Origin of the sequence: Rhodococcus sp. OK302 (genome assembly GCF_002245895.1) — a bacterium.
Classification (GTDB): Bacteria; Actinomycetota; Actinomycetes; order Mycobacteriales; family Mycobacteriaceae; genus Rhodococcus_F.
Genome location: NZ_NPJZ01000002.1, coordinates 290,299 through 312,723 on the forward strand (window position 1 = coordinate 290,299; position 22,425 = coordinate 312,723).

At 62.8% G+C, this 22,425-nt stretch carries 26 protein-coding genes and 1 pseudogene; 12 read left to right on the forward strand and 15 right to left on the reverse strand.

What is annotated here, in order from left to right; translation table 11 throughout:
- Positions 1 to 27: 27 nt before the first annotated feature.
- From BDB13_RS32430 to BDB13_RS29055, 3 genes are all read right to left on the reverse strand, one after another.
- Positions 28 to 306: a hypothetical protein gene (locus BDB13_RS32430; RefSeq protein ID WP_176459787.1), complete on the reverse strand. Its 279-nt coding sequence runs from the start codon at positions 304 to 306 to the stop codon at positions 28 to 30.
- Positions 307 to 421: 115 nt separating this feature from the next.
- Positions 422 to 751: a hypothetical protein gene (locus tag BDB13_RS32435; RefSeq protein WP_176459788.1), complete on the reverse strand. Its 330-nt coding sequence runs from the start codon at positions 749 to 751 to the stop codon at positions 422 to 424.
- Between the two features lie 493 nt (positions 752 to 1,244).
- Entirely contained in the window at positions 1,245 to 1,793 is a 549-nt protein-coding gene (locus tag BDB13_RS29055; RefSeq protein WP_094275502.1) for an AAA family ATPase, read from the reverse strand.
- Positions 1,794 to 2,092: 299 nt separating this feature from the next.
- Between BDB13_RS29055 and BDB13_RS29060 the strand changes: the two are divergent.
- Positions 2,093 to 2,389, forward strand: a pseudogene (locus BDB13_RS29060) (DDE-type integrase/transposase/recombinase); the annotation flags it as partial.
- Between the two features lie 256 nt (positions 2,390 to 2,645).
- Here BDB13_RS29060 and BDB13_RS29065 read toward each other — a convergent pair.
- The 5 genes from BDB13_RS29065 to BDB13_RS29085 form a co-directional block, all read right to left on the reverse strand.
- The gene (locus tag BDB13_RS29065) at positions 2,646 to 3,593 is read right to left on the reverse strand and encodes an alpha/beta fold hydrolase (protein WP_217902179.1); all 948 of its coding nucleotides are present in this window, start codon (positions 3,591 to 3,593) and stop codon (positions 2,646 to 2,648) included.
- 161 nt (positions 3,594 to 3,754) lie between these two features.
- Entirely contained in the window at positions 3,755 to 4,171 is a 417-nt protein-coding gene (locus tag BDB13_RS29070; protein ID WP_094275915.1) for a VOC family protein, read from the reverse strand.
- 35 nt (positions 4,172 to 4,206) lie between these two features.
- On the reverse strand, positions 4,207 to 4,611 hold the full coding sequence (locus BDB13_RS29075) for a helix-turn-helix domain-containing protein (protein ID WP_369597480.1): 405 nt from the start codon (positions 4,609 to 4,611) through the stop codon (positions 4,207 to 4,209).
- Between the two features lie 405 nt (positions 4,612 to 5,016).
- Positions 5,017 to 5,883: a TrmH family RNA methyltransferase gene (locus BDB13_RS29080; protein ID WP_094275504.1), complete on the reverse strand. Its 867-nt coding sequence runs from the start codon at positions 5,881 to 5,883 to the stop codon at positions 5,017 to 5,019.
- Between the two features lie 542 nt (positions 5,884 to 6,425).
- The gene (locus BDB13_RS29085) at positions 6,426 to 7,004 is read right to left on the reverse strand and encodes a helix-turn-helix domain-containing protein (RefSeq protein WP_094275505.1); all 579 of its coding nucleotides are present in this window, start codon (positions 7,002 to 7,004) and stop codon (positions 6,426 to 6,428) included.
- Between the two features lie 77 nt (positions 7,005 to 7,081).
- On the opposite strand from BDB13_RS29085, the gene BDB13_RS29090 reads away from it, so the two are divergent.
- From BDB13_RS29090 to BDB13_RS29105, 4 genes are all read left to right on the forward strand, one after another.
- The gene (locus BDB13_RS29090) at positions 7,082 to 8,140 is read left to right on the forward strand and encodes an NAD(P)/FAD-dependent oxidoreductase (protein ID WP_094275506.1); all 1,059 of its coding nucleotides are present in this window, start codon (positions 7,082 to 7,084) and stop codon (positions 8,138 to 8,140) included.
- Positions 8,141 to 8,171: 31 nt separating this feature from the next.
- Complete coding sequence (gene trxA / locus BDB13_RS29095; RefSeq protein ID WP_094275507.1) at positions 8,172 to 8,495, forward strand: thioredoxin; 324 nt, start codon at positions 8,172 to 8,174, stop codon at positions 8,493 to 8,495.
- Between the two features lie 588 nt (positions 8,496 to 9,083).
- Complete coding sequence (locus BDB13_RS29100; RefSeq protein ID WP_094275508.1) at positions 9,084 to 10,532, forward strand: MFS transporter; 1,449 nt, start codon at positions 9,084 to 9,086, stop codon at positions 10,530 to 10,532.
- A gap of 83 nt (positions 10,533 to 10,615) precedes the next feature.
- Positions 10,616 to 11,086: an SDR family NAD(P)-dependent oxidoreductase gene (locus tag BDB13_RS29105; protein WP_254923105.1), complete on the forward strand. Its 471-nt coding sequence runs from the start codon at positions 10,616 to 10,618 to the stop codon at positions 11,084 to 11,086.
- 770 nt (positions 11,087 to 11,856) lie between these two features.
- Here BDB13_RS29105 and BDB13_RS29110 read toward each other — a convergent pair.
- From BDB13_RS29110 to BDB13_RS29140, 7 genes are all read right to left on the reverse strand, one after another.
- The gene (locus tag BDB13_RS29110; RefSeq protein ID WP_094275509.1) at positions 11,857 to 12,711 is read right to left on the reverse strand and encodes a hypothetical protein; all 855 of its coding nucleotides are present in this window, start codon (positions 12,709 to 12,711) and stop codon (positions 11,857 to 11,859) included.
- Positions 12,712 to 12,946: 235 nt separating this feature from the next.
- A complete protein-coding gene (locus tag BDB13_RS29115) occupies positions 12,947 to 13,339 on the reverse strand; it encodes a hypothetical protein (RefSeq protein ID WP_094275510.1) in 393 nt (130 codons plus the stop codon).
- 250 nt (positions 13,340 to 13,589) lie between these two features.
- Positions 13,590 to 15,134 (reverse strand): sensor histidine kinase, encoded by a 1,545-nt coding sequence (locus BDB13_RS29120; RefSeq protein WP_094275511.1) that lies wholly within the window; start codon positions 15,132 to 15,134, stop codon positions 13,590 to 13,592.
- A 114-nt stretch (positions 15,135 to 15,248) separates the two neighbouring features.
- A complete protein-coding gene (locus tag BDB13_RS29125; RefSeq protein WP_094275512.1) occupies positions 15,249 to 15,662 on the reverse strand; it encodes a hypothetical protein in 414 nt (137 codons plus the stop codon).
- Positions 15,663 to 15,751: 89 nt separating this feature from the next.
- Positions 15,752 to 16,060 carry a MucR family transcriptional regulator gene (locus BDB13_RS33690; protein WP_094275513.1) on the reverse strand — a complete coding sequence of 103 codons (309 nt, stop codon included), beginning with the start codon at positions 16,058 to 16,060 and terminating at the stop codon, positions 15,752 to 15,754.
- A 36-nt stretch (positions 16,061 to 16,096) separates the two neighbouring features.
- Positions 16,097 to 16,447: a hypothetical protein gene (locus tag BDB13_RS29135; protein WP_094275514.1), complete on the reverse strand. Its 351-nt coding sequence runs from the start codon at positions 16,445 to 16,447 to the stop codon at positions 16,097 to 16,099.
- Between the two features lie 91 nt (positions 16,448 to 16,538).
- A complete protein-coding gene (locus tag BDB13_RS29140; RefSeq protein WP_141210753.1) occupies positions 16,539 to 16,823 on the reverse strand; it encodes a hypothetical protein in 285 nt (94 codons plus the stop codon).
- A gap of 734 nt (positions 16,824 to 17,557) precedes the next feature.
- On the opposite strand from BDB13_RS29140, the gene BDB13_RS29145 reads away from it, so the two are divergent.
- From BDB13_RS29145 to BDB13_RS29170, 7 genes are all read left to right on the forward strand, one after another.
- Positions 17,558 to 18,130 (forward strand): DUF4274 domain-containing protein, encoded by a 573-nt coding sequence (locus tag BDB13_RS29145; protein WP_094275516.1) that lies wholly within the window; start codon positions 17,558 to 17,560, stop codon positions 18,128 to 18,130.
- Between the two features lie 103 nt (positions 18,131 to 18,233).
- Positions 18,234 to 18,539, forward strand: coding sequence for a hypothetical protein (locus BDB13_RS29150; RefSeq protein ID WP_094275517.1), 306 nt, complete (start codon positions 18,234 to 18,236; stop codon positions 18,537 to 18,539).
- Positions 18,536 to 19,543, forward strand: coding sequence for a YcxB family protein (locus BDB13_RS29155; RefSeq protein ID WP_094275518.1), 1,008 nt, complete (start codon positions 18,536 to 18,538; stop codon positions 19,541 to 19,543). Before BDB13_RS29150 ends, BDB13_RS29155 begins: the two co-directional genes overlap by 4 nt.
- On the forward strand, positions 19,536 to 20,396 hold the full coding sequence (locus tag BDB13_RS29160; RefSeq protein WP_094275519.1) for a hypothetical protein: 861 nt from the start codon (positions 19,536 to 19,538) through the stop codon (positions 20,394 to 20,396). Before BDB13_RS29155 ends, BDB13_RS29160 begins: the two co-directional genes overlap by 8 nt.
- Positions 20,397 to 20,458: 62 nt before the next feature.
- Positions 20,459 to 20,725, forward strand: a complete 267-nt coding sequence (locus BDB13_RS29165; protein ID WP_094275520.1) for a hypothetical protein — start codon at positions 20,459 to 20,461, stop codon at positions 20,723 to 20,725.
- Between the two features lie 61 nt (positions 20,726 to 20,786).
- Positions 20,787 to 21,020, forward strand: a complete 234-nt coding sequence (locus BDB13_RS31875; protein ID WP_141210754.1) for a hypothetical protein — start codon at positions 20,787 to 20,789, stop codon at positions 21,018 to 21,020.
- 448 nt (positions 21,021 to 21,468) lie between these two features.
- The gene (locus tag BDB13_RS29170) at positions 21,469 to 21,978 is read left to right on the forward strand and encodes a hypothetical protein (RefSeq protein ID WP_094275521.1); all 510 of its coding nucleotides are present in this window, start codon (positions 21,469 to 21,471) and stop codon (positions 21,976 to 21,978) included.
- Positions 21,979 to 22,425 lie beyond the last annotated feature (447 nt).

Sequence of the window (22,425 nt, forward strand, 5' to 3'; positions counted from 1 at the left end):
TTCCCCAGAACTAATCCGCCTTGAGGATCAACACGAACCATACAGGCAAGGATCGTCTCCACATCGACCGCGTATAGCGCTCCTCTCGGTCAGAGTGCTGCAGGACTCGACGACGACTTCCTCGATATCGCTTGCGGCCTTGGTGATCGGCCGATCCAGTTGCAGCACCTCGGCTACCAGGTCGACAACAAGGCCGCGCATAGTCTTGTCGGCGAGATCGCGGGGACGGACCCGGCGCAGCATCTCGGCCGCCTGTTCAGCGCGGGGCCCACGGGGAGCACCGGCGGGAATCAGGTGGGCGAGCATGACATGGAGCCGATTGACGGTTTGGGTGGGTCCTGACCAGGTCCTCGCGGTGTTCGACAATTGCGGAGTGCGGTGACCGTGGCACCGATCCGGGCGGTGCTCAGCCCGTGCGCGGTCAACACAGCGACCCCAACGGAAACCGCGTCGGCGTCGTCGCTCTTGCGTCCATGACCGGTCCGGTCGAGAGCACCCGCACCCGTGCAGCCAGCTTCGCGGGGACATCGACCACGTCCACACCGTCATCACTCAGGCGGGTCGTCAACGGCGCCCCCAGACCGGTGGCACCCTCGATCGCCCAGCCCGCATCCGCCCATTTCCGCGCAAACCGGCGCAGCGACCGATATCCGTCGTCGCTGACCGGCACACGGATGGTGGCCAACGTCCGCAGCGAGGCATCAACCGCGGCCGCGGTACACGACGCCTTGTGTGGATCAACAGCGATCATTACCGACTTCTGGAGTCCTGAGCTATATGCGTCATAACAATTCCTCGCCTCAGAGTGACTTCGGGAGAGGGTAGGGCACAACAACTTTCGGCTTTGCAGGCCTCTTCCAAGCGACTCCCCGCAGTCGACGATGGGCCAGACGCGCAGGCCGGTTCGAAATCAACCCCATCGGGCGACAGGTGGTACACGAGCGACCCGGCCACCGTCTCGGACATCAAGGCCGCAGACCACGATCCCTGCTCCACATTCAACAAGTTGGCGATACAGCCACACGCAGTGGGAGATATCTCCCGCGGAAACCGGAACCCCTTGTACGTCGACGACACCACCACCACATCCCGGATCGCGCGATCTCAACAACGCGACTTGCCCAACGGCGCCCTATGGATCAGTCGGGGTCATCGCGGACCTCCCCCTTGGTGGCTGGCATGCAGCCCACCGCACGCTCGCGAGATGTACTCTGCAACAACACTTTTCCCAGCGGGTCCAACCGCTACGCGGCAAATAGTCGGAAACGACCATCGCGAATGGCCTCTGTCACCCGTTCGGCACTATGGTCTTCCGCTTCGCCCGACGTGTCGAGTACATGGCCATCGAACTCTCCGAGGTCGGAAAACTGATCCCACATCGTGAGGATCGGCCCCTCATCGATCAAGGCCCACGGAGTGGTTCGGGCTTGGGCACGCTTCAGCGTGATGTCGCGCTGCGGCCGGAGCACGACGGAGTGGACCGCCAGGTTCGGGCGCTGCGCTGCTCGGGTCCGGAAGTGGTCGAGCATCCACGGCCCAATGATCCCGTCGATCACCGTGGTGAAGTCGCCGAGCGCATAGGTATAGGCGGCACCGGCGATCACATCCACGACAGTCTGGTTCTGCGCATCAGACGCGGGATCGTACGGAGGTATCGCACCCGAAACGATGCAGTGCCAGAAGTCGTCCGTGTGCAGATGAACGCCCTTGCTGTAACAGCGGGCAAGCTTCGCGGCGAGGGTCGACTTGCCGGCCCCGGGCGGGCCGGTCAGGATGATCACTTGTCCGTTCACGCACAACAATCTATCCCTATCCTCGTGGCTGAAGCACCCGATATTTGCCGGCCTGGGATCAGTGCCCCGAAGGCAAGCCCTGTGCGGTCGAGCAGGCAACCGTTAACGACGGTTGAAAACTGGTTCTAGCCCACTTTCCGTGATGGCTCACCTCGCGCCGCGTGCCGTTCCGGCAGGAGCGGAAATCGGCAGGAGATGATCGTTCTGGTGTTCTGAGGGCATTGTCACGTTGTTGAGATGACCTGATCTGGGATCATCTGGTGGTGTCATCGACGTACACAGGGTTCTGATTACCTCGGGAGATCATCAGCTACCAGGTCGCGCACCGGCGGATGATGTCGTCGGTCGAGCACCAGCAGAACAAATACTTGAACAATCGGTGCGAGAACTCCCACCAACCCGCCCGGCAACGCGAACGCGCGAGGAAAGGCTTCCGCACTGTCGTTGCAGCGCAACGGTTTCTGTCCGCGTTCAGTCGCATCTCCCCGCACTTCCGCCCAGCGCGGCACCGCATGACCGCCACCGATCACTGCACCGAACTCGCCATCCGATTCCAGGTATGGGATCAGGTCACCGAACAGACCGTCACTGCCTGACCGACCGCTCTGTGTAATGCCCTACTGCACCCGAAAACTGCTGCACCCCACACAACTTGACAACGCCAACAAAAGTCCCGCGACGACACGGTTCATCCCTGCGATTCGCAAGAGCTCAGTTCAAGGCCCAGGACAGCAGCCAGCTAAAGATATCGGCCGATTGTGAGGCTGACACCGAAAGCCGAGACAAAATGGGCGAACGAAGATTGTCCGACAACTGTCCATTCAGCGTCACGCAATTGTCCTGAACTCGACGTCACTTCGGATTGGGCTCGTCAAGGAACGGGGAGATGATCGGCAGCAATAAGTCAGTGCGGCTCAGAATGTTGTAATGCAACGAACCGGGGACAACCGCCAGTCGGGAGCTCGGGGCGCCGCCCATTGCTCCGTCGGCCTTTCCCTCGCCGAGCAGGCCGAACAACTCGACCGCGTGGGTCAGGCGAACACTGTCGAAATCGGCGATCACGACGAGAGTGGGTGCCGTGATCGAGGCGATGGCAGCCGTCCAGTCGTAGTTCTCGGCGAGCAGTTCCCTCGTCTTGGTCACAAGCACGGGCCACTCGCTCGGCTTCGGTGCGGTCTGGGCGTAGATCTCGTGCATGGGTGTCGCGGTCATGGCGTCCGGGTTCATCGCTGCCATTCCGGCCCGGACCTCGGGATACCACCCATCACTTTTGTAGGGGGCTGAGATGACCACCAGCTTGTTCACCAGGTCCGGATTCCGGCTTCCCAGCTGCTGGGCGACGCCCCCGCCCAGCGAATAGCCGAGGACGTCGACTTTTTCGAGTCCGAGGTGCGTGACGAGGCCGACGATGTCATCGGCCATCAGCTCGTATCGCAGTGGGCGATCGATGTCGGCCGTATGCCCGTGGGCCTGGAGCTCGACGGCGATGACCTGCCTGGTCTTCGCGAGGTCTGGCAGTAGGGTCCCGAACGCGGAGTCGATCGTGTCCAGGCCACCGTGGATCAGGACGAGAGGTCGGCCGGTGCCATGGATTTCGTAGTACAACTCGAGGCCGTTGACCGCGGCGTAGTGGCCCTCGCCGTCGTCGCTTGCCCTGTCGGAATCGGGTACTTGACGCCCGGAGCTTGTGGTTTCCGCAGTGCCGATGCTCTCCGCCTCACCAGTGGTGCATCCTGTCATGACTACTGCCGAAAGAGCTATGGCGACCACGGCTTGTAATGACCGGGTGATCGTTCTCATGGCATCCATTCCTGATTGGTTTCGATGCAGGTCTGCTCCGGGACTTCCCACCGGGCCGGCTGATGCCCGCCCGTCACGAGGAGTGATCGGGCGGACTACCGTGTTTGACTTGACCGAGCGGGATCCCGTCGTGAATTCGACAGGCCGACAAACGGTTTGGGCTATGCAGGCAGTTTCATCTGCCCGATTCGGATGGCGTTGCCGAACGGGTCACGGATCCCGAAGTCGATGCCGTACGGTCGCTCGGTCGGCTCGTCGGTGAGCTCGACGCCCCGGGCCTTGAGTGTCTCGTAGGTCTTGTGAGCGTCATCGGTGCTGATGCACAACCACCCGCCCATCGCGCCCTTTGTCACCATGTCGCGGACCTGCGCAGCCATGGCCTCGTTCATCGCGGGAGGACCCGGCTTTTCCAGAAGGATCTGTCGGCCCGGATCGCCCGGCACGTTGACCGTCAGCCAACGCATAAATCCGAGGTCCTGATCCGTGTGCACCTCGAGGCCCAACTTGTTGACGTAGAAGTCGAGTGCCTCGTCTTGGTCGAGGACGAATATTTGTGATTGCGTGATTGCTTTGTACATGCCAATCACTGTAAGCAGTCCCTGGATTCGTGTGCTTATCCAAAACTGCTCGGTCGTGTCCACGACCGCACGAAGCAGGTGGGGACAGGCATCTCGTGGTTGCGCCTGCGGTTGCGGTAGTCGGTGGCGGGTTCCTCGACGATGTCCCGGAACGTCCTGCTGAATGTTCCGAGGCTCGAGAAGCCGACTTCGAAGCAGATGTCGGTGACGCTCCGATCGGTTTCGCGCAGAAGGAACATCGCCCGCTCGATCCGGCGCCGTTGAAGATAGCGATGCGGGGTTTCCCCGAATGTGGCACGGAAGGTCCGGATGAAATGTGCTTCGGACACGTGCGCGATTCGGGCGAGAGTCGGGATGTCCAGCGGGTCTGCGTATCTGCGGTCCATCGCGTCGCGGGCGCGAAGCATCCGCCGGTTGGTTTCCTCCTGTGCGCGGCTCACAGCGTCATCCAATCACCTTGAGCGCGTCTCCGAATCTGAGGTGGTCCATTAACGATCGGGGAGGCGAACTGTTGGATAATCCCTATGTGGAGTCAGCTTTTTTCGCGAGGACGAGAGTTGCGTTGCGGACAGCTTCGATGGAAACACCCGATCGATCCCCTGACTCGACTAGTTCAGCCGTTAGATCGGGAATGACTCAGCGATGATGTCGAGGTCGAAGCGATGGCGTGCGGCGGACTTCTGAAAAATTCAGTTGTCTTCTGAACTGACAGCCACATCTGAAACTGACACCTACATCGAGGGCCAGTGCCTCGGATCTCTCGCAGGTTCACCGTTGTTGTAGCTGTTCGATACGGACCGAAATCATATCCGTAGACGTGCCTCCAGAGGTCCTCACCGGTCGCGTCACGGCACGCCGTTCGCAACCTGTCCGGGAACATCGCTCAGTGGCTGGCGGAGGCGCTGCCTCATTGCCTCGTAGAGCACGACGGACGCCGCGTTGGCGGCATTGAGGGAGCTAGCAGAGCCCGTCATGGGAATGCGCACGAGCCGGTCAACGCCGTCGCGCCACGCGGCGCTCAGGCCGGCCGTCTCGTTGCCGACGACGAGCAGCGTCGGCAGCGTCAGGTCGACGTCGTAGACGTCGGCGTCACCGTTCTCGTCAGTTCCGACTATCTGGATGGGGACGCCTGCGGCGCGATGAGACTCGACCCACGCCCAGACGTCGCGTGGGGACGACACTCGTACGGTCGGCACGGCGAACAGCGATCCCGTACTTGCCCGCACGGCAGCACTGTCGTATGGGTCGGCCGCGTGCCCTGTGACGATGACACCCGCCGCACCAAACGAGTCGGCGGAGCGGATGACGGAGCCGAGGTTGCCGGGACTGGCGGGCCGGTCGAAGGCAACGCCGAGGAAGTCTCGCGCGACAGGGATGCGCCCCGGGTCGTCGCCGGGAAGGGACACTATTGCGATGAGCTCCGGGGCGTCGGTCTCCTTCTCACCGAGTTCCGCGATCAGCTCACGAGAGAGGGCGAAACGCTCGCCTACGGCCGTCGCTACGACATTCTGCGCCCACTCGGATAGTCGGCGGTCGGCATCGAAGAGGACGGCCTCGACGGCCCATCCTTGGTCGAGTGCAATCGTGATGGGCCGCACCCCTTGTACGACGAACGCGCCCAGCCGCTGCCGCTTGTTGCGGTTCGTCAGCATCGCGTGCCATTGCTGGAAGCGCGCATTGCGCGTAGTGATCTTGTGGACAACCGGCGACATGCCGACACTCTATGGCGCAGGCTGGGGAACGCCCTAGGGAGGGCCGGAGCCACTCCCGGGAAACTGATCCGCGACAACCCGCCGTTTGAGCACAAGTGCAATAGTGACACCTCCCGCCGGCGCGGTGATCTTTCCTATGAGACCCCCAGAAGCTACCTATCGAGATCTCCTAAGCCTAGTGACTCGCGCGTATCGCACGTTCCGTCTTCAGCCTGAAAGAACGTAGACCACATCGTGTTCGCCGAGATTCTGTGCAGAAGCAGGAGTTTGCCAGCGGTCAGGGCGCGCCACGAGTATTCCTGACGCATGGGAGGTCTGGTCGAAGACCCAACCACCGACCCGGGGTAGTCGACGTGGAAGGCGAAGGCCCGCTCGCGGCGGTGCAGCTGGAAACATCACGCCACCAACCGTCGGCCCCGAGAAATCGCCCGGATTCGTAACTTGTGCAACACTATCCGCAACCACCTCATCCGATCTCCATCCTGAGGACTTGTGTTCACATCCGAACGCCCTATCGCGGTCACCAACCTATTCTCAGCAGGTTAGAGGGCCTTCGCGCGCACGTGCATTCGTTGGCCCGTCGGGCCGAAGAGGCTGAGCACCTCGACGGCCCCTCGTCCCGTGCTGCCGAACCAGTGAGGCACCGTCGTATCGAACTCAGCCACTTCACCCGGTCCGAGCAAGAGGTCTTGTTCACCCAGAATCAGCCGGAGCCGTCCCGAAAGGACGTAGAACCATTCATAGCCCTCATGGACAGTCATATCCGGTTCGGATTGTGTACGCGGAATGGTGAGTTTGTAGGCTTGGAGACCGCCTCGCTGCAGCGTCAAGGGGAGGATCGTCCGGCCGCTCACTACCCGAGGTTCGGTGACTACCCGAGGATCCGAGATGCGCGGCGCGGCGACAAGCTCGTCCAGAGGAAGTTGCAACGACAAAGCGATGGGAAGTAAGAGCTCGAGGCTGGGACGTCTCTGACCTGCTTCAAGACGCGACAGAGTGCTCATTGAGATTCCGGTGTCTGCGGCGAGCGCCGCTAACGTGACCCTTCGATCGGTTCTTACTTGTTTGATTCGCGGTCCAACTCTCGCGAGTGAAGCGGAAATCTGTGGAGAGTAGGTCATAGGACTACTGTGCCGACATTTCCCGGAAACAGCAAACATTCTTGCCATATCGACTCCCGACGATGCACCCTCGACTCATGAGCCAACCATCAACCACCGCAGTACTCGACGCGATCATCATCGGCGGCTGCGCAGCTGGACTGACCGCCGCCCAAGTCCTCGGCCGCGCCCGCCGCGACGTCACACTCATCGACGGACAAAGCCCACGAAACAGCCCCGCTGCACACATGCACGGCTACCTCTCACGCGACGGAATGCCACCAGCTGACTTGGCCCGTGCCGGACGCGGCGAGGCACTCGGGTACGGGGTGAACATCGTCGACAGCAACGTCACCGCTGCCACATGGCGAGGAGAAGAAGCGGGCTTCGCTGTCACACTCGCCAACGGCGACGAACTGCTCAGCCGCACCCTGCTCGTCAGCACCGGCCTCCAAGACATCCTCCCCGAAATCCCTGGAGTACAAGAACGCTGGGGCATCGACGTCCTGCACTGCCCCTACTGCCACGCTTACGAAGTACGCGAAGAAGCCATCGGCGTCCTCGGCGGAAATATCCGCGAACTTTCCATCCACCAGGCGTTCCTACTCAGGCAATGGTCGAGCGATGTGGTGTTCTTCCCCAACGGCATCGAACTCACCGCCATCGAACGAAGCCGGTTGACCGCCCACGGAGTCACCATCGTCGACGAACCGGTACGCGGACTCATCATCGACCGCGACCATCTCCGGGCAGTCGAACTCGACAACGGTCAACTCGTCCCCCGCGCAGCAGTATTCGTAGGGCCTCGGTTCGTCCCCCGTGACCAAATGCTGACCACACTCGGCTGCGACATCGGCCCGAACGGATTCGTCTCCACCGATCCCACCGGGCAAACCAGCATCCCCGGTGTCTGGGCCGCCGGCAACGTCGTAGACCCCAGAGCCCAAGTCATCACAGCCGCAGGAGCCGGGTCCGCCGCAGCCATCGCCCTCAACGGCTACCTCCTGGCCGACGATGTCGAACGCTCCGTCGCACGGAACGACCGCACCCCCGAAACACACGACGTCTTCTCCGCCGCAACAGAACTCGCCATCAGCACCGCACTACTCGACCAACGCCGCGCCGAAAACCCCACAACCACCACCCACTACCTCTAACCACCACGACCACGATCGAAGGAAACCAACCATGCCAACATCCCCCGTCACCGACGACACCTTCCAGAAAACCGTCCTCGAAAGCCCCATACCGGTCGTCGTCAACTTCTGGGCACCCTGGTGTGGACCATGCAGAATGCTCGCACCCACCCTCGAAGAAATCGCCGACGAAAACACCACCACCTTCACCGTCAAAAAGCTCAACATCGACGAAAACCCCGTCGCGGCAATGACATACAAAATCATGGGCGTCCCCACCACCATGCTCATCGTCAACGGACAAGAAGTCACCCGCACAACCGGCGCAAAACCGAAAGCCACACTCCTAGCCGACATCACCAAACACATACCCTGACAACCACACTCGACACCCCACCCCACTTCGACCGAATAGTCGACACTGCCCTCTCCCGCGTTGCTTTGCCGCGAAAGTCCGCGTGGAGGGCGACACATTGGACCTCTGCATTCAGCGGAACCAGTAGTTCTGCGAAGTTCTTTCGCGAATGTCCTTAGCTAGGCCCCCAGCTTCATTTCCAGCAGACCAAATCCAACCGATCTCACCGATCGAAGATGTGATGGGTAGCCTGGATCTCGCCCCTTCTCAGCCCGCAGTGCACCACTGCCCCTTACCGAGCAGTCACAGTGTCATCTACCTCCGACGACACCATCGTCGCGGCAGGTCGCCGTCCTCTCGACGGGAACACACACGACGGGCGCACGTTCCGCCCAGGTGTGTTGCCTTTGCCATCCTCGGAACCGTCCAGGCAACACTGATCTTCACAATCATGCTCGTATCCGTGCCACTCCCCTCATCGGACGCGAATATGATCTTGACTCTTCATATTCAGTACTGATTCAAGCTGCATCCGCTGAGCACTCGAACCGAGTTGCCGCCACCGCCACGTCTTCACTTACTCAATCCTTTTGGATAGGAAGAGTCTTCATGTCTTCACAACCCCAGATCACCCCTGGCGAATCTATGCCCCGAGCGAGAGTGCGCGCCGCCGCGGGAACAGGACGGGCCTTCGCCGTCCTCGCAGTAGTTCAGGCGACGCTGATCTTCACGATCACCCTGATCGCTGTCCCACTTCCGCTGATCGGACGAGAATTCGGCCTCGATTCCTCCGGCCTTGTTTTGGTCAACGCCGCCTACGGCCTGCCATACAGCGGCCTGTTGCTGTTCGGTGGGCGATTGACCGACCGGTTCGGTGGGCGACAGTTGTTGGTGATCGGTTTGGCGATCTTCGGGTTGGCGTCCCTCGCCGGGGCGTTCGCCCCGACCTTCACGGCTCTGGTCGTTGCGCGTTTCGTTCAGGGAATTGGTGCAGCACTGACCGCCCCGGCTGCGTTAGCGATTCTGCGGGCAGTATTCACCGACGGCGCGGCCTTCGGGCGGGCCATGGCGGCGTGGGGCGGGGTGTCCGTACTCGGCGCCGCTGCGGGAACCGTTGTCTCGGGAGCGATTACCACGTGGGTGTCCTGGCGTTGGATGTTCGTCATTCCGGTTGTCGTGACGACATTGACGTTGGCGCTGCACCGCCGGTTGTTCCCGGCTGCCGAACCCGACACCGCCGGCAGCCCTCCCGGACTCGATCCCTTGGGGGCTGTGCTGGCGACGCTCGGGATCTCGATCGGAAGTTACGGTCTCATCCTCAGCCTCGAGAACTCCTGGACGTCTGCTGGAGTTCTCGTGTCGCTCGTGATCGGTCTCGCGCTCCTCGTCGCGTTCACCGTGATCGAGCGCCGAGTAAGGCAGCCGCTACTCCCCGCTGGATTCATCGGGCGAGGTCAGCGTTTGTTCGGTCTGGTCGGGATCCTGCTTTCAGCTGCTGGATCGGGGTTGATTGCCTTCTTGCTTGCACTGTATTTGCAGAACGAACGTGGGTGGACGACCCTTGCGACAGCTGGTGCGTTCATTCCGTACACGGCAGCTTTAATCGCTTCGAATCGTGCAGCGGGACCGTTGATCGGCCGGTTCGGTGCCATGCGTGTTGCGACAGCTGGCCTGATCATCAGCGCGACCGGCCTGGCGTTGCTCGCAAACTTGCACCCGGACACAGACTTTGTCGTAGGTCTACTACCAGGTTTGATTCTACTTCCGGCCGGTGCGTCGCTGGTCTTCTCCGCTGGGGCTGTCCTGGCCATCGCGGGTGTGCCGGCGAGCCAGTCAGGTCTGGCTGGCGGCGTGATGAACACTGCGATGGAGCTCGGACCGACGGTAGGGTTTGCCGTATTGATGGCAGTAGCCGCGACACGAATCGATACCATCGACGGCTATGCCTGGGCTTTCGGAGCCGCCGCCGCAGCTCACATCGTTGCGGCAATAGTCGGAGTGGTTTCTGCTCGACGAACATCCACATCCGCCGGTGACAGCATCCGAACAACTGTATAGCCGTGGACGTGCTCCCGGAACTTGCAGCGCATCGGCGTGCAGGTAGAAGTGGATGTGCGTTGAACGATGACCGGCGAACCCCTATGGCAGGGGTTCGCCGGCGCGACGCCGAGCTGCGTCGACGAACTCCACCACGCTCTGCACAAGAATTCCGCACACCGGAGTACAGCTCCGAACAGAAAGTGAGCGGGGGAAATCGTCAACTTAACTGGGTCGTAATCACGATCGGGTCGATCACAGTCGACAAGGGTGCGGGCGCATACGGAGCCGCCAAAGCCGCTGTCGCAACATGGAATATCGATCTGGCTGCCGAACTCGGCCCCGAAGGAATCACAGCCAACATCGTGTCTCCCGGATACATCGGGGACACCGAATTCTTTCGCGATATCCTCACCGACGAGCGGCGTGATGCCATGATCGAATCCACCAGCACCAAGCGTGCGGGAACACCGGAAGACATCGCGGCCGCAGTCTTCTTCCTCGCATCATCAGGTGCCCGGCAGATCACCGGCCAGGTGCTGGCAGTGAACGGCGGTGAACGCACCAGTCGGTAATCAACCGAGGTGCCGACCGAAAGGCTCATAGACCACGACTGCGCCGAGCCACCCGCCCGGCGCAGTCGACGTTTCACTAGATGCGACTACACCCGCATCGACCACCACAACAGAATTGAGGCTTCGCCAAAACGCCTCCATGTGTAACAACCGAAACTGATTACCCACCAACCGATCACCCAAAGTTACCGAAACACAACAACATTCAAAAACACTCGAAAATCGGCCTTCCCGAGCCCGCCACACACCCTCATCGCCGAGCAATAGCAGCTCCCCACCCGCAGCCGGCACCCACCGAACGATCGACCCGAACCCAGCCGGCACCCCACTGCCGGCACCCAACCGACTCGACGATCACCCACCACCTGGACATGTCATCACCGCAGGTCAGACCACATAAACGGTGCACCCACCACGATCTCGAACCCCGACAACCACCTTTAACGTGGATGGCGCTCGAGGTGCTCGCTTTCGGTGCCCGTAGGCGGGCGGGCGATGCTGACAATCACCGGTTGCCTTTGGTGGCTTGGCGTGGAAAGCCACCCCGCTCGCCGCGGACGTTCTGGCTGCTGATTGAGATCTGTTCGCGAATTCGTCGCTGTTTATGGGTGTGCCGGCGGACCGTCCCACGGGTGACCGGTTGGGGAACGGAGGACACTGTGGCAGTACAAGATCAGCAGGTTTGGGTGGGCATTGACGTCGGGAAACGCGCTCACCACGCGGCCGCGATCAACATGGGACGGTGTCGTCAAACGATCATTTGCGCAGCGCTATCGGAACGACACCAACAGTTCGTCCGACGCTTGCAAGGGGGCGTACCCGTCAGCGATGACACGGCGACAGCCGTCGAGTTCGACGGTGAGCAATCGTTCCTCATTCGTGACACCGTCCAGGTACATCCTCGACGCCACCTCGGTGGCCACTGCGTCACAGTCAGGTGCAGGTGGGAGACCGTCGACGGTTTCCGTTGTCCACGATGTACCGACGAATTCGGTGGAGGAGAATCGACAGAAACCGCCTCTCGCCGACAGCGATGTCGGCAGCGTGGTACCTGCTGTGGGAGGTCGGTACGTCGGCCAACAATGCGAGCGTTCGTAGATCTGATCGTCGGACAACGTTGTTCGATGTTCGGTACTGCTGACCGACGTCAATTCTTTAATGGCAGCCAGGCCGCCGGGTTTGGGTAGTCCACACGAGTCGGAGGGATGCCCCGGCCGTATTGCTCGGCCTCGATCGTCGACCAACCAGAATTCGTCCAGCACCGCCAGGCTGTAGTTGTCGCCGCAGCCGCCGGGAAACCAGGTCGTGTGCGCGGACGACCGGTTCAGCAGTTTCACCGCCCGACCGAAATCACCCTCCCAACGGTGAGCAGAGAAGCTGACGGTTCGATCGGCTGCCACGGCGTCGCTGACATAGGGGTCGCACGTGACGGCGGCGACCGGTACGAAATCGTCGGGAACCGTCGCCGTTGATCTCGCCTGGCGTGGGCCGATGGGATACGGGGGCGCGCACTCGAGCGTCTCGGCGTCGACTATTGCGGCAACAGGTCGGTCGGGGGTGGTCAGCTGCCAGATTCCGGCGACAGCGAGTACAGCGATCACGACTGCGAACCAACGCCAGAGCATGAGCACACCGTATCGGTCTTAACGCGCGCCGCAGCTCAATGAAGGGTGTCGAGTTGCTGTGCGGCTGTCGGCGTCACAGTGTCCGACAGCTACGCGATTCAATCTCAGTTGCTTCCCGCATTGAGATCCACACCCGCACCCCGCCGCACACCCGGAGCTGATGAGAGAATTCCGGCCGCGGCGCTCAGGGCGAACCGTGAAGTGCCCAAACGTAATCGGTTGGACACTTCACGTGTCAGGACGATCCAAGCGTCCCTGGGAGCAGGCCGGGCGGGGTCGGGACCGGATTGATGGTGTGCAAGTTCTGTGAGAACGGGACCCGCATCACCTGATGGGTCTGCCGCCATGGATCGAGCTGAAAGCAGTCGAACGGAAGCGGGCCGGTCACGGCCCCCGGGTAGGTGTAGCAGTAGATGTCGCTAGTGCCGAACGGACTGAGCAGGTTCGAGTTGTTGTCCCACGACCTGCTGGGCTCCCACGGCAGCTTGAACCACCTTGTGTTCAGCTCGTACCCGGGCGGCGGAACGTACGCCTCCGCCGCACTCGCCTGCGGCGCCGCTACGCCCGCGCCGAGCGCCGCGAGTCCGACGGCCACTGCGCCAGCTCGGACGAGAAATGAGCGCTTCATTCAGATCTACCTCCTACAAAAGAAACGGACGGTCTGTATATCCGCTGGGGCAGGCGCATCGTTACTGGCGGTGGCCGCGAGGGCGCTTGAACTCTCGGGTTCGTCTCAACAATCCGGAAATGTCCGATTTCTATCTCAACATCTCAACGTGTCCGACCTTTGTCTCAAGTTTCCGTGTCCGCGGCAGCACCTAGATTGACGGGCACGGCGGACACACCCGAGTTTCGTCAAAGTAGCCCGGCGTGTCCCGTCAATCTTTCTTGCATCTCGACAACGCTCTAGCCAGCTGAACGTGTGGGGGTTGAGGCAGCCGAAGCCGCAGTCGGGTACCCCCGAGCAGACTCTCCGACAGGCCGGCGGTGCCGCCGTGCAACGCGGCCTGCTGAGCGATCAACGCCAGACCGAGTCCGGAGCCCTCGACCTGCGCGGCCGAGCCCCGAGTAAACCTGACGAACATCCCCGCCCGCTCGTACTCGGGGATACCGATACCGTCATCGTCCACCGTGACGGCGATGCCGTGAGCACCGTTCTCGGCGAGGGTGATCCGTACCCGCTCGGCGTGCCCGTGACGGACAGCGTTGATGATCGCATTGTCGAGCACCAGCCGCAGCCCCGACGGAATCCCGCGCACCGTCAACGCGTCCGGGCCACACAGTTCGATCTCCAGGTCGGGTAGCCGCCGCGCGGACTCTTGCACACAGCGATCCGCAAGGTCGACGAGGTCCACCTCCTCATGGTCGGCCACGTCGGAGAGTTCACCGACCGCCAGACGCTCGAGGTCCGTGAGCGTCGTCTCGACCTCACGCTGCGTGAGCAGGACATCACGCACGATCTCGGCGCGCTGCTCGTCGGAGAGCGGCATCGTCGCCAGCACCTCGAGATCGGTGCGCATCGACGTGAGCGGGGTGCGCAGCTCGTGAGCGGACACCGCGGCGAAGTCGCGAGCCGAGCGGAGCGCCTCCTGGGTTCGGTTACGCGCCTGCTGCATCCGTCCGAGCATGTCCGTGATCGCGTCGGAGAGTTCCTCCGCCTCGCGGGCGCCCCGAACGTTCGCAAGCACATTGGACGGGTCGTCCCCGACAGTGCGCATGGCGGCAGCAAGCCGTTGCAGGGGCCGCACGGCACGGCCGGCGAGCAGCCAGCCGAGCCCGGCCGCCACCGCGATCGCCGCGACCGCGGCTGCCGCGACCTGCCACTGTTGTCGGCGGATCGCCTGCGACAGTGTGTCTTCCGGGACGGTGACGGCGAGGTACGTGCCGTCTGTGCCGTTGACCGGGACGTCGCGGGCGCGCACGGTCGTCCCCGCCAGGGTTTCCGTTCGGACCGTGCCGGATTCGGCGACGTGGTCGCCGGGTGCGGTCACCGCCGGTTCGGGGGTCCCCGCGCTCGGGAGCTCCGAGGTTTCCGCGATCGTCGTCTCGGCGGCCACGCTCAACACCACCGAGTCGAGTGTGCGGTCGAGCTGAGCGGATCCGTTCACTCGCAGGAACACAGCGCATGCAATACCGATCGCGGCTATGACGACGGCCGCCGCCAGTGCCGACACCATTGCCACCCGGGTCCGGAGGGACGGTGATCGCCGGCGCACCCTCATAGCTGCTCCGGCAGTACGAATCCGACTCCCCCGCACGGTGTGCAGCACTCGCGGCATTCCCGTCGCCTCCAGTTTTCTATGCAGGTACGTGACGAACACGTCGACGACGTCGGTGTCCGTGTCGAACACGTCGACGACATTGGTGTCAGTGTCGACGTCGTAGCCCCACACCCGGCGCTTCAGTTGCGCCCGACCGAGCACAGCGCGGAGGCTCCGTCTGCGCGGTCTCGATGCCGAAACCGGACAGACGGAACCCCCGGACAGAGGGACGAGAGGACCTTGGTGTCGTCGTCGACGATCAGGATGCGGGCGGTGTCAGCAGGCCGGCGCGGCGGGTGTGACGCCGCCGTTCTGCGCGTCCGTGCTCACGGCCGCCTCGCCGGTACCGGTCCCCTCGGCGTAGGCACGCATCTCCTCGGCGCTGGCGACGACCGCGGGTTCGATGGCGGCTGCGGGCGTGATGTCGGCCAGGCTGATCTCACCCTTCTCGACCAGCGCGTCGACCTCTTCCTGGGTCAGGTCGCGGCCACACTCGCTGTTCGGGGTGTCGGACTGCGTGGCCGGGGCCGGATTCACAGCGGGGGCGGAGATTACGACCGGTGCGGTCTCGGAGAGGCCACCGCTGGCCCAGGCAACGCCGGGCACGGCGATCGCCGCGACAGCAGCGATTCCGGCTGCGGTGATGGCTACTCGCCGGCGGACGGGGTTGTCGATGATGGAATTACGCATGGGTGATCTCCTCGCTCGGTGCCGCGGCCCTGCTGGCCTCGACATCAACGAATCTATGGGCGGAAAACTTGGCGCTCGCTAGCGAACTCTTAGGGATTGGTTAGAGAATCCTGCTCGTCGCAGCTTGTCCACTGACTCCTCGGCCGATTCCCTTTCTGTGCCGTATTGGGCTTCCACTGCTCCTCCAACGCCGGCATATGCAGATCAGCGTGTGCATGCCACTGCGTTCGCGTCCGGGTCTGCACCGACGCGGCGACGAGCGGAACACCGAGCGGCAACCCGTGCGCCGCACGGTAAGTCTCCGAGAGCATGTCGTGGGTTTGCGCGAGGTGCGTCAAATGCAGATAGGTGTGCCCGCACTCGTGGCAGATCAGCCAGCCATCGGTGTCGTCGAGGATCGCCTACCTACTGTGACCGTCCGGGTCACCGCCCCATCAGCGCGCTTTGCCGAGCCAGTTAAGGATCGTCATCCGGTCCACCCCCACCGCGCGGGCAGTCGTTGCTTCCGCGCCACCGTCTTCGACCGTCATCACGGCGATCTGTTGGGCCGCTGCACGTGCTTGCGTGAGTTCGGCACGGGCGCGATTCAGTCGCTCGCGCACCTCGGGGGCGGTTGTCTCCCCCAGCATGTATTGCACGGCAGTCGAGAGAGCTGCATCCCGCTCCGGCTGATCGTCCGGGTCCGGATAGCGTTCGTCGATCGCCTCTGCCGCGCGCACGAGACGCGCCTGTTGCGTTGCGTCCAGCTCAGCCCAGGCGTCGCCAGCCCAATCGCGGATATCCATTCTCATGCCTCCAGTGCGTCGTAAGCGGAGTCGATCAGGTCGAGCAAGCTGTCGGTGATCGGGGTGACCGAGACAATTGAGGTCGGCATGATCAGGCGCGCGCCGAGATGGCTGTCTCGTCGGTGTCGTCGGAATCCGGTCCGTCCAGCTCGACCACTATCGAGGTGGCGTCGAACGGGACGCCACTTCCGGCGAGATAGGCGGCGAGTTCTTCGAGGGAGTCGCAGACGGAGATGCCGGCGCGGACGGTGCCTGAGCAGTAGGACTCGGAGACCTGCATGTCCGGGCTCAGGAGGGCTGCGGGGTCTGCGGGGTCTGCGGGGTCTGCGGGGTCTGCGGGGTCTGCGCCTGCGGACTGCACCCGAAAGAAGCTCATGTAGAGCACTTACAGACGAAGTGTAGAGCGGTCTACAGTGGCGATCGCGTTCCATGAGCCGTTGAGAGCAGTGCGCGATTCCAAACGGAGCGACCACCGCTTTGGGCGCGTAACACGCTCTAGCCTCAACCTATCATACTAAGGTTGCCAATTACGCTGCGCCAGAACTAATCACACGCGCACTACAAGGTTCTCCGCTGCCCGCCGGCGATCCTTACCGCCATCCCTGCCCTGGCAGCTAGCTCGCCGCTGTTGTGTGGGTTCACTCTGCACGGGTCCATCTCAGGCAGCTGACTTCACGGCGATGCGAAACCAGACCGGCGTCGTCGTCCTCACGTTTCTCCGACGGCTGTCCGATTCCTCACGAACAAGATGGAAATATCCAACCTCGCAATCAGCACTGACACAGTGCAATTCGAATCTCGCTGAAGTTCCTTCATGCACAGCCATCGAAATGGTTACCCCAACTGAACATTTAAAGTCACTGAAACACAACAACATTCAAAAATAGCCCGAAAATCGGTTTCCACGCGCACGCCCCACCCGAACCTACGAGCAGCAGCATCTCCCCGCGCAGCCGGCACTCACCGAGCCCAGTCGACTCGGTGAACACCACCACAGGGACATGTCATCGCCCCAGTACACAGATCGATACAGTGATACAAAATCCCCTTTGGTCGAGATTCGGAGATCGAAATGTCACAAGTTCCCTGGAGTCGATACGAAGGTGAACTATGAGCGATGACTTCGACGAGCTGGAGCTGCGTCTGATGCGCGAGTTCCTGGAGAGCGCGTCCACGACCCAGTGGCTGGTGACTGCACTCACGATGAACTACGACGGCAAGTCCGAGCTGATCGCATGGATGACCACGCATCCGAACCTCGATCGTGCCACGGCGGCGGCCCTGTTCTGGTACTCCCAGCCCGGCTACTACCAGAGGTTCCGCAGCGAGGCCGATGTCCCGTCGGTCAATCGCGCGGGATGGGCGAATGTGCATGCGCTGCAGGACCGTGTCGTCTCCGACACGGTGTCGGTGGCCGGCGCGTCGTTCGACCCTGCGAACGATCTCTCGACTCCGACCGGGAATCCGAAGCACCCCGGCCAGGACTGGACGGCGGAAGCGCTCGGCGCACACGACGATCCGGGATGGCTGATCTCTCCGGTGATGTTCGAGCCCGTCACCGGAGACGGCGTCGACATCCGCGGATACGTGGAGTCCAACGGATGGAACGAGGGAATGCCGCCTTCCGTACTCGATGCACTCGAAGCTGCCTGGCGGGCTGACGAGGACGAGGACGAGGAATGATGACCTGCAATCCGGTAAGCGCGCTTTCGAATCCGAGTCCGAGGGACTCTCGGCTTCTGCAGAGACGGCGAAACCGATCCTCTTCGCGAACGGACCCTTTGACATGATCACCAGTGCGGCAGCGCGTTCCCGGGTCAGGATCATGCGGGCCGATCCGAGCGATAACCAGCCGGCGATAGATCTCACCGCAACAGGCAGCCACTCGGTCATGGTCAGCGCGACAAGCACCCTTGCGTACGACAGCATGCGGCCGCAGGAGCCCGCAGTCACGGAACTGACCACTGTCCGTGATGAGTACGCCCCACGACCCGGAGTCCCGGGCCAATATGCAACGGTCTCTCCCACATCCCGACCAGGAGCTACGAAACGCGACGAACCTCGCCGAGGCTGGAAAGGCGGCGCGGCGTGAGGAGCTATCAGGAAGTCGAGAACTCCGTTCGTGAGTATGCAGCCCACGCTACGGCCGAGGCGCAGGTCGAGTTCGGGATCGCGGTCACGCGGGAGCTCCTCACCGCGCATGGCGTGGCGGTGGCAGCGGCAGCAGAGCTGACGGAGGCCGGAGCACGCGCCGTCAGCGCGGCGGCCAACACAGTGGGTACGGCCTCTGCCGAGCAGCTTCGGGTATGGATTGTGGAGATCGACGAAGGCGACCTGTCAGATGGCGACATGGATCCCGATCTCCTGCGCGCGATCACCGCACTGGACACGTGGGCCGCGTATCTGGAGGAACGATCGTCGGAGCCGATCGCCGCACTCGGCATCTCTCTGCTCGAGCAGGCGGACTTCCAGTCGAGTGGGGCGCCGTTGGATGACTTCCTCGCACCGTCGGAGACTCGCCAGGCGTTCGAACGGATTCGTGCGGCACTCACCGTGCCGGCGACGCATGGAAGCGAGCCGCGGTCTGTGTTCGAAAACAGCATCACGATCGACGGGGCGGACAAGGCGGCTGTCCGGCGGGCGTTTGTCGATGCGGCAGTGACGCGTCGCCTGCGGATCACAGGCATGATCGTGCTCCCGATCGCACTGGTCGTCGGCATTGTGTTGGCGGTGTCGGGTCGCCCCATCGGGGTGTTCGCATTCGGGGTGATCGCGGCCCTCACGCTGCTGCTTGTCGTCTTCGTGGTCATCCTTCGTCGCGTTGCCGCGAAGGCGGTTGAAGACGGCATGAGTGTCGGATCTCGACTCACGGTGCGGATCGATGCTGACGGGCTGGGGTTGGACGGCAGGTTCGGCTCATCGCGTGCGCCGTGGAATTCGCTCTCCGGCGCGGTGCGCATCAAGGACGGCATCGTGTTTCGGAACATGGCGGGGAAGACGGCGTTCTTCGTGCCAGGTCGCACGCTCGACGACAGTGCGCTTGCACTGGTCGAGCAGTACATCAATCGGGGTCGAACAAGGACCGGAGATGAGTGACGAGGGTCCCGGCCAGGCGTGGCGGGACGAGCTGATCGGCCTGGGCGGCAGTATCCATCAGGACGCGGCAGGGCCGCTCAGCGAAGAGGAGGACGCCGTCCAGCAGGCAGGCGTCGATCGGTACCTCGCGATGCTCGATGCCCTCGACGGGCGGGCCATCGAGGCGGAAACCATCGATGCGATCCTGTGGTCGTTGCACCCGCTCGACGACTACGGCATCTACGAGGCCGCCTACAGTCTGCTCTCGCAAGCCGATTCGGCAACGGGTGGAGCCGCCACCACCCGGGTGCTGCCGAACTGGCTAGAGTCGCGCGGGGATCACGAGAGCATCCGCATCGGCTCGATGTTCGTCACGGGTAGCGAGGACGCGACCCGCGCGTTCCTCACTGTGACCGATAACTGGGGCGATGCGCAGCGCGCGCTCGTGCGCCGAACGCTCGGCCGCTGGGTCCGTGAAGACGAGGAGTGGGAACCGATCCACGAGGCACTCGGCGGCACGAACAGAAAGCCGGTGCTCGACCCGATCCCGGACGACTGGCCCGAGGACTGGAGATCCGCAGCCGAGGCGTTCCGCGAGAGCGGTCGCGTCGATCACGCCTGGACGAACGAGAAGGACTTCCCGAGCAACTTCGACCGCGTGTTCGCGATCATGGAACTCGGCCACGGCGCGCGCTGGCGAGAGGTACCCGACTTCCTCAACCCACTGCTCATGCGTCGGAGGAACGAACTCCCGAAGTTCATCGGTGCGCTCGCCGCGCTCGCTGACGATCGCCGCGAACACATCGTCACAGCCGTCAACGCCGCGCACCCGGACACCGCCGAGTACCTGCGCGGACTCTTGGAGGAGCGATGAGGGATATCGCTTGGAGTGACGAAGGAGAGTACACAGCATATCTGCTGGCGGAACGTCGGTGTATGGCATGGGCGTTGGAGATGCTGGGTCACCTGGATCCTGATGCGGCAGCACATTTCGCGAAAACCATGTATCTGTACGAGTCTGCTGATGACCCCGACCGCGGCGCGATCTTTCATGACCAAGCGTGGCACTACGCCATGCTGCGAGTATTCGGAGAAGGCTACTGGCAGAAGCATTCTGACCGGCTCAACCCGTCTACGGCATACGACGATCTTTGGGCGGCGACATACGAGAACTCGCGCAAGGCATCTCGCTCATCCATCTGAGTGGTTGCGCCTGACGTTGCAATTCTGGAGTGGGAACAGCGCGCCGCATAGAATCAAGTCTGTGAGTGATCAGTCACGTTCCGCTCGAACTGTCGTCACGGTATGGCTCTACGGCGGACCGCGACATGGCGACTCCAAGGACGTTTCAATCCCCCTGCCGCCAACAATCACCACCTCCGCGAACGCGGTCTATGCCAGGGTGGGCCCCGAGCTCAACGAATCTGGCCAACCGCTATCCACATGGTGCTATCGCTGGGAACCCCACGTCGCGCTCGACGCACCGCTCGAGCCCTAGAGTTCTTCGACAGACGCGCGATGCATCCTGCCAACGGCAGTGAGAGAACGCGTTGTTGACCGCCAAGAACTCGAATCGCAGTTCTTCCTCGAATGTGCGTCGGACGCCCTACCGGCTCATACCCAGAGCCGTCCACGAGTTGCTCCGGCCGCCATCGATGGGTCGCCCAACTAACCGGTACACCGCCGTATGTGTCGACTTGCAGCGAAGATCAGCGAAGATCAGCGAAACGCGACACTAGTTTAACTCGCGCGGTTCGACGCGATCCTGGGCTCTACCTGCGATGTCTACGGTCAACTGGCGTCCGATGTCGGGCGAGGAGTACTGCCGGATCCCTGCAGTGGCCGGACACGAACGCGTCGTGTTCCTGGTGTGGGACTGACAGTCGCCGCCTTCCCTCCATCCGGCTCCAGGGGCGCGGCTCCAGCAACCCGACCATAATCGAGTCATGAGTGTCCCCACGCCTGAATCCCCCTCGTTCGAGCATGTCGACTTCGAGGCACTCGATTCGTTCCGTTTCCCGGACGGCGGCGGGTACCCCCAGAGCTACCGCGAGTTTGTTCGCTCCTGCGGCTGGGCCCGCACGTTCGGCCTGTGGCTCATCTACCCGCCCGTGCAATCCGGTTTCGCGGACGGGCGGGCCCGTGCAGCGAACCTCACCGAACACTTCCACACGGTCTTCCGCGACGGCGAAGAGGAGGAATTCGACTGGATGATCGAGCCCGACGGTAGCTGGGACCTCGCCGAACGACTCGAAGTCTTCGGCTGGAGCGAGAACGGCGACCTTCTCCTCTGGGACGTCGCAAGCCGCAATGCCGACGAGGAGTTTCCGGTGTGGGAATCGCGCGGCATGAACACCCTCCACCTGCTCGGCCCGAGCCTTGACGAGGCGCTTCTCAAGCTGCGCGAGCGCTCCGAGGCCCAGGTCATTGAGCCGCTGAGGCCTGCCCGTCTCTGACCCACAGCTCATCCGGATCCGCTCGAGGCTGAGATCCGCCGGGACGCCACCGCGACCCGAGGCGCTCGGGCGTCAAGCAGCAGCGCCTGCAAGCCACGGACACGTTCACCTCGCGCTACACGCCGATCGCTCGCTCACTCCGCGTTGACGTAGACCTGAGCCACAGAGCCAGAAGCGACGGCGCTCACGCGCCAAGTCTCGACGTCCTTCCCGGCCGACCCTGCCAACGAAAACGAGGCCACGGACTCTTTCGAGTTCGTGACCTCGTTCGTTGCAGTCCGTGGAACTGCTCCGGCAGCCCCGCCCGGGACGTGCCATCTACGCAGGTCGGAGAGCATTTCGAGATGCGTCGGGTCTCTTCTCCACCGGCCTTCTCGTAGCGGCACACCTCAGCGAACAGCGGCGTGTCCGGAACCATCACCTCGGCGGCGCCGGGGCGCGCGGGCC

Bases quoted from the DNA above. Each gene is read 5' to 3' on its own strand.
- BDB13_RS32430 (WP_176459787.1), bottom strand. From the start codon at position 306: ATGCTCGCCCACCTGATTCCCGCCGGTGCTCCCCGTGGGCCCCGCGCT.
- BDB13_RS32435 (WP_176459788.1), bottom strand. From the start codon at position 751: ATGATCGCTGTTGATCCACACAAGGCGTCGTGTACCGCGGCCGCGGTT.
- BDB13_RS29065 (WP_217902179.1), bottom strand. From the start codon at position 3,593: ATGAGAACGATCACCCGGTCATTACAAGCCGTGGTCGCCATAGCTCTT.
- BDB13_RS29070 (WP_094275915.1), bottom strand. From the start codon at position 4,171: ATGTACAAAGCAATCACGCAATCACAAATATTCGTCCTCGACCAAGAC.
- BDB13_RS29080 (WP_094275504.1), bottom strand. From the start codon at position 5,883: ATGTCGCCGGTTGTCCACAAGATCACTACGCGCAATGCGCGCTTCCAG.
- BDB13_RS29085 (WP_094275505.1), bottom strand. From the start codon at position 7,004: ATGACCTACTCTCCACAGATTTCCGCTTCACTCGCGAGAGTTGGACCG.
- BDB13_RS29090 (WP_094275506.1), top strand. From the start codon at position 7,082: ATGAGCCAACCATCAACCACCGCAGTACTCGACGCGATCATCATCGGC.
- trxA (WP_094275507.1), top strand. From the start codon at position 8,172: ATGCCAACATCCCCCGTCACCGACGACACCTTCCAGAAAACCGTCCTC.
- BDB13_RS29100 (WP_094275508.1), top strand. From the start codon at position 9,084: ATGTCTTCACAACCCCAGATCACCCCTGGCGAATCTATGCCCCGAGCG.
- BDB13_RS29105 (WP_254923105.1), top strand. From the start codon at position 10,616: ATGGCAGGGGTTCGCCGGCGCGACGCCGAGCTGCGTCGACGAACTCCA.
- BDB13_RS29110 (WP_094275509.1), bottom strand. From the start codon at position 12,711: ATGCTCTGGCGTTGGTTCGCAGTCGTGATCGCTGTACTCGCTGTCGCC.
- BDB13_RS29115 (WP_094275510.1), bottom strand. From the start codon at position 13,339: ATGAAGCGCTCATTTCTCGTCCGAGCTGGCGCAGTGGCCGTCGGACTC.
- BDB13_RS29125 (WP_094275512.1), bottom strand. From the start codon at position 15,662: ATGCGTAATTCCATCATCGACAACCCCGTCCGCCGGCGAGTAGCCATC.
- BDB13_RS29135 (WP_094275514.1), bottom strand. From the start codon at position 16,447: ATGGATATCCGCGATTGGGCTGGCGACGCCTGGGCTGAGCTGGACGCA.
- BDB13_RS29140 (WP_141210753.1), bottom strand. From the start codon at position 16,823: ATGAGCTTCTTTCGGGTGCAGTCCGCAGGCGCAGACCCCGCAGACCCC.
- BDB13_RS29145 (WP_094275516.1), top strand. From the start codon at position 17,558: ATGAGCGATGACTTCGACGAGCTGGAGCTGCGTCTGATGCGCGAGTTC.
- BDB13_RS29150 (WP_094275517.1), top strand. From the start codon at position 18,234: ATGATCACCAGTGCGGCAGCGCGTTCCCGGGTCAGGATCATGCGGGCC.
- BDB13_RS29160 (WP_094275519.1), top strand. From the start codon at position 19,536: ATGAGTGACGAGGGTCCCGGCCAGGCGTGGCGGGACGAGCTGATCGGC.
- BDB13_RS29165 (WP_094275520.1), top strand. From the start codon at position 20,459: ATGGCATGGGCGTTGGAGATGCTGGGTCACCTGGATCCTGATGCGGCA.
- BDB13_RS29170 (WP_094275521.1), top strand. From the start codon at position 21,469: ATGAGTGTCCCCACGCCTGAATCCCCCTCGTTCGAGCATGTCGACTTC.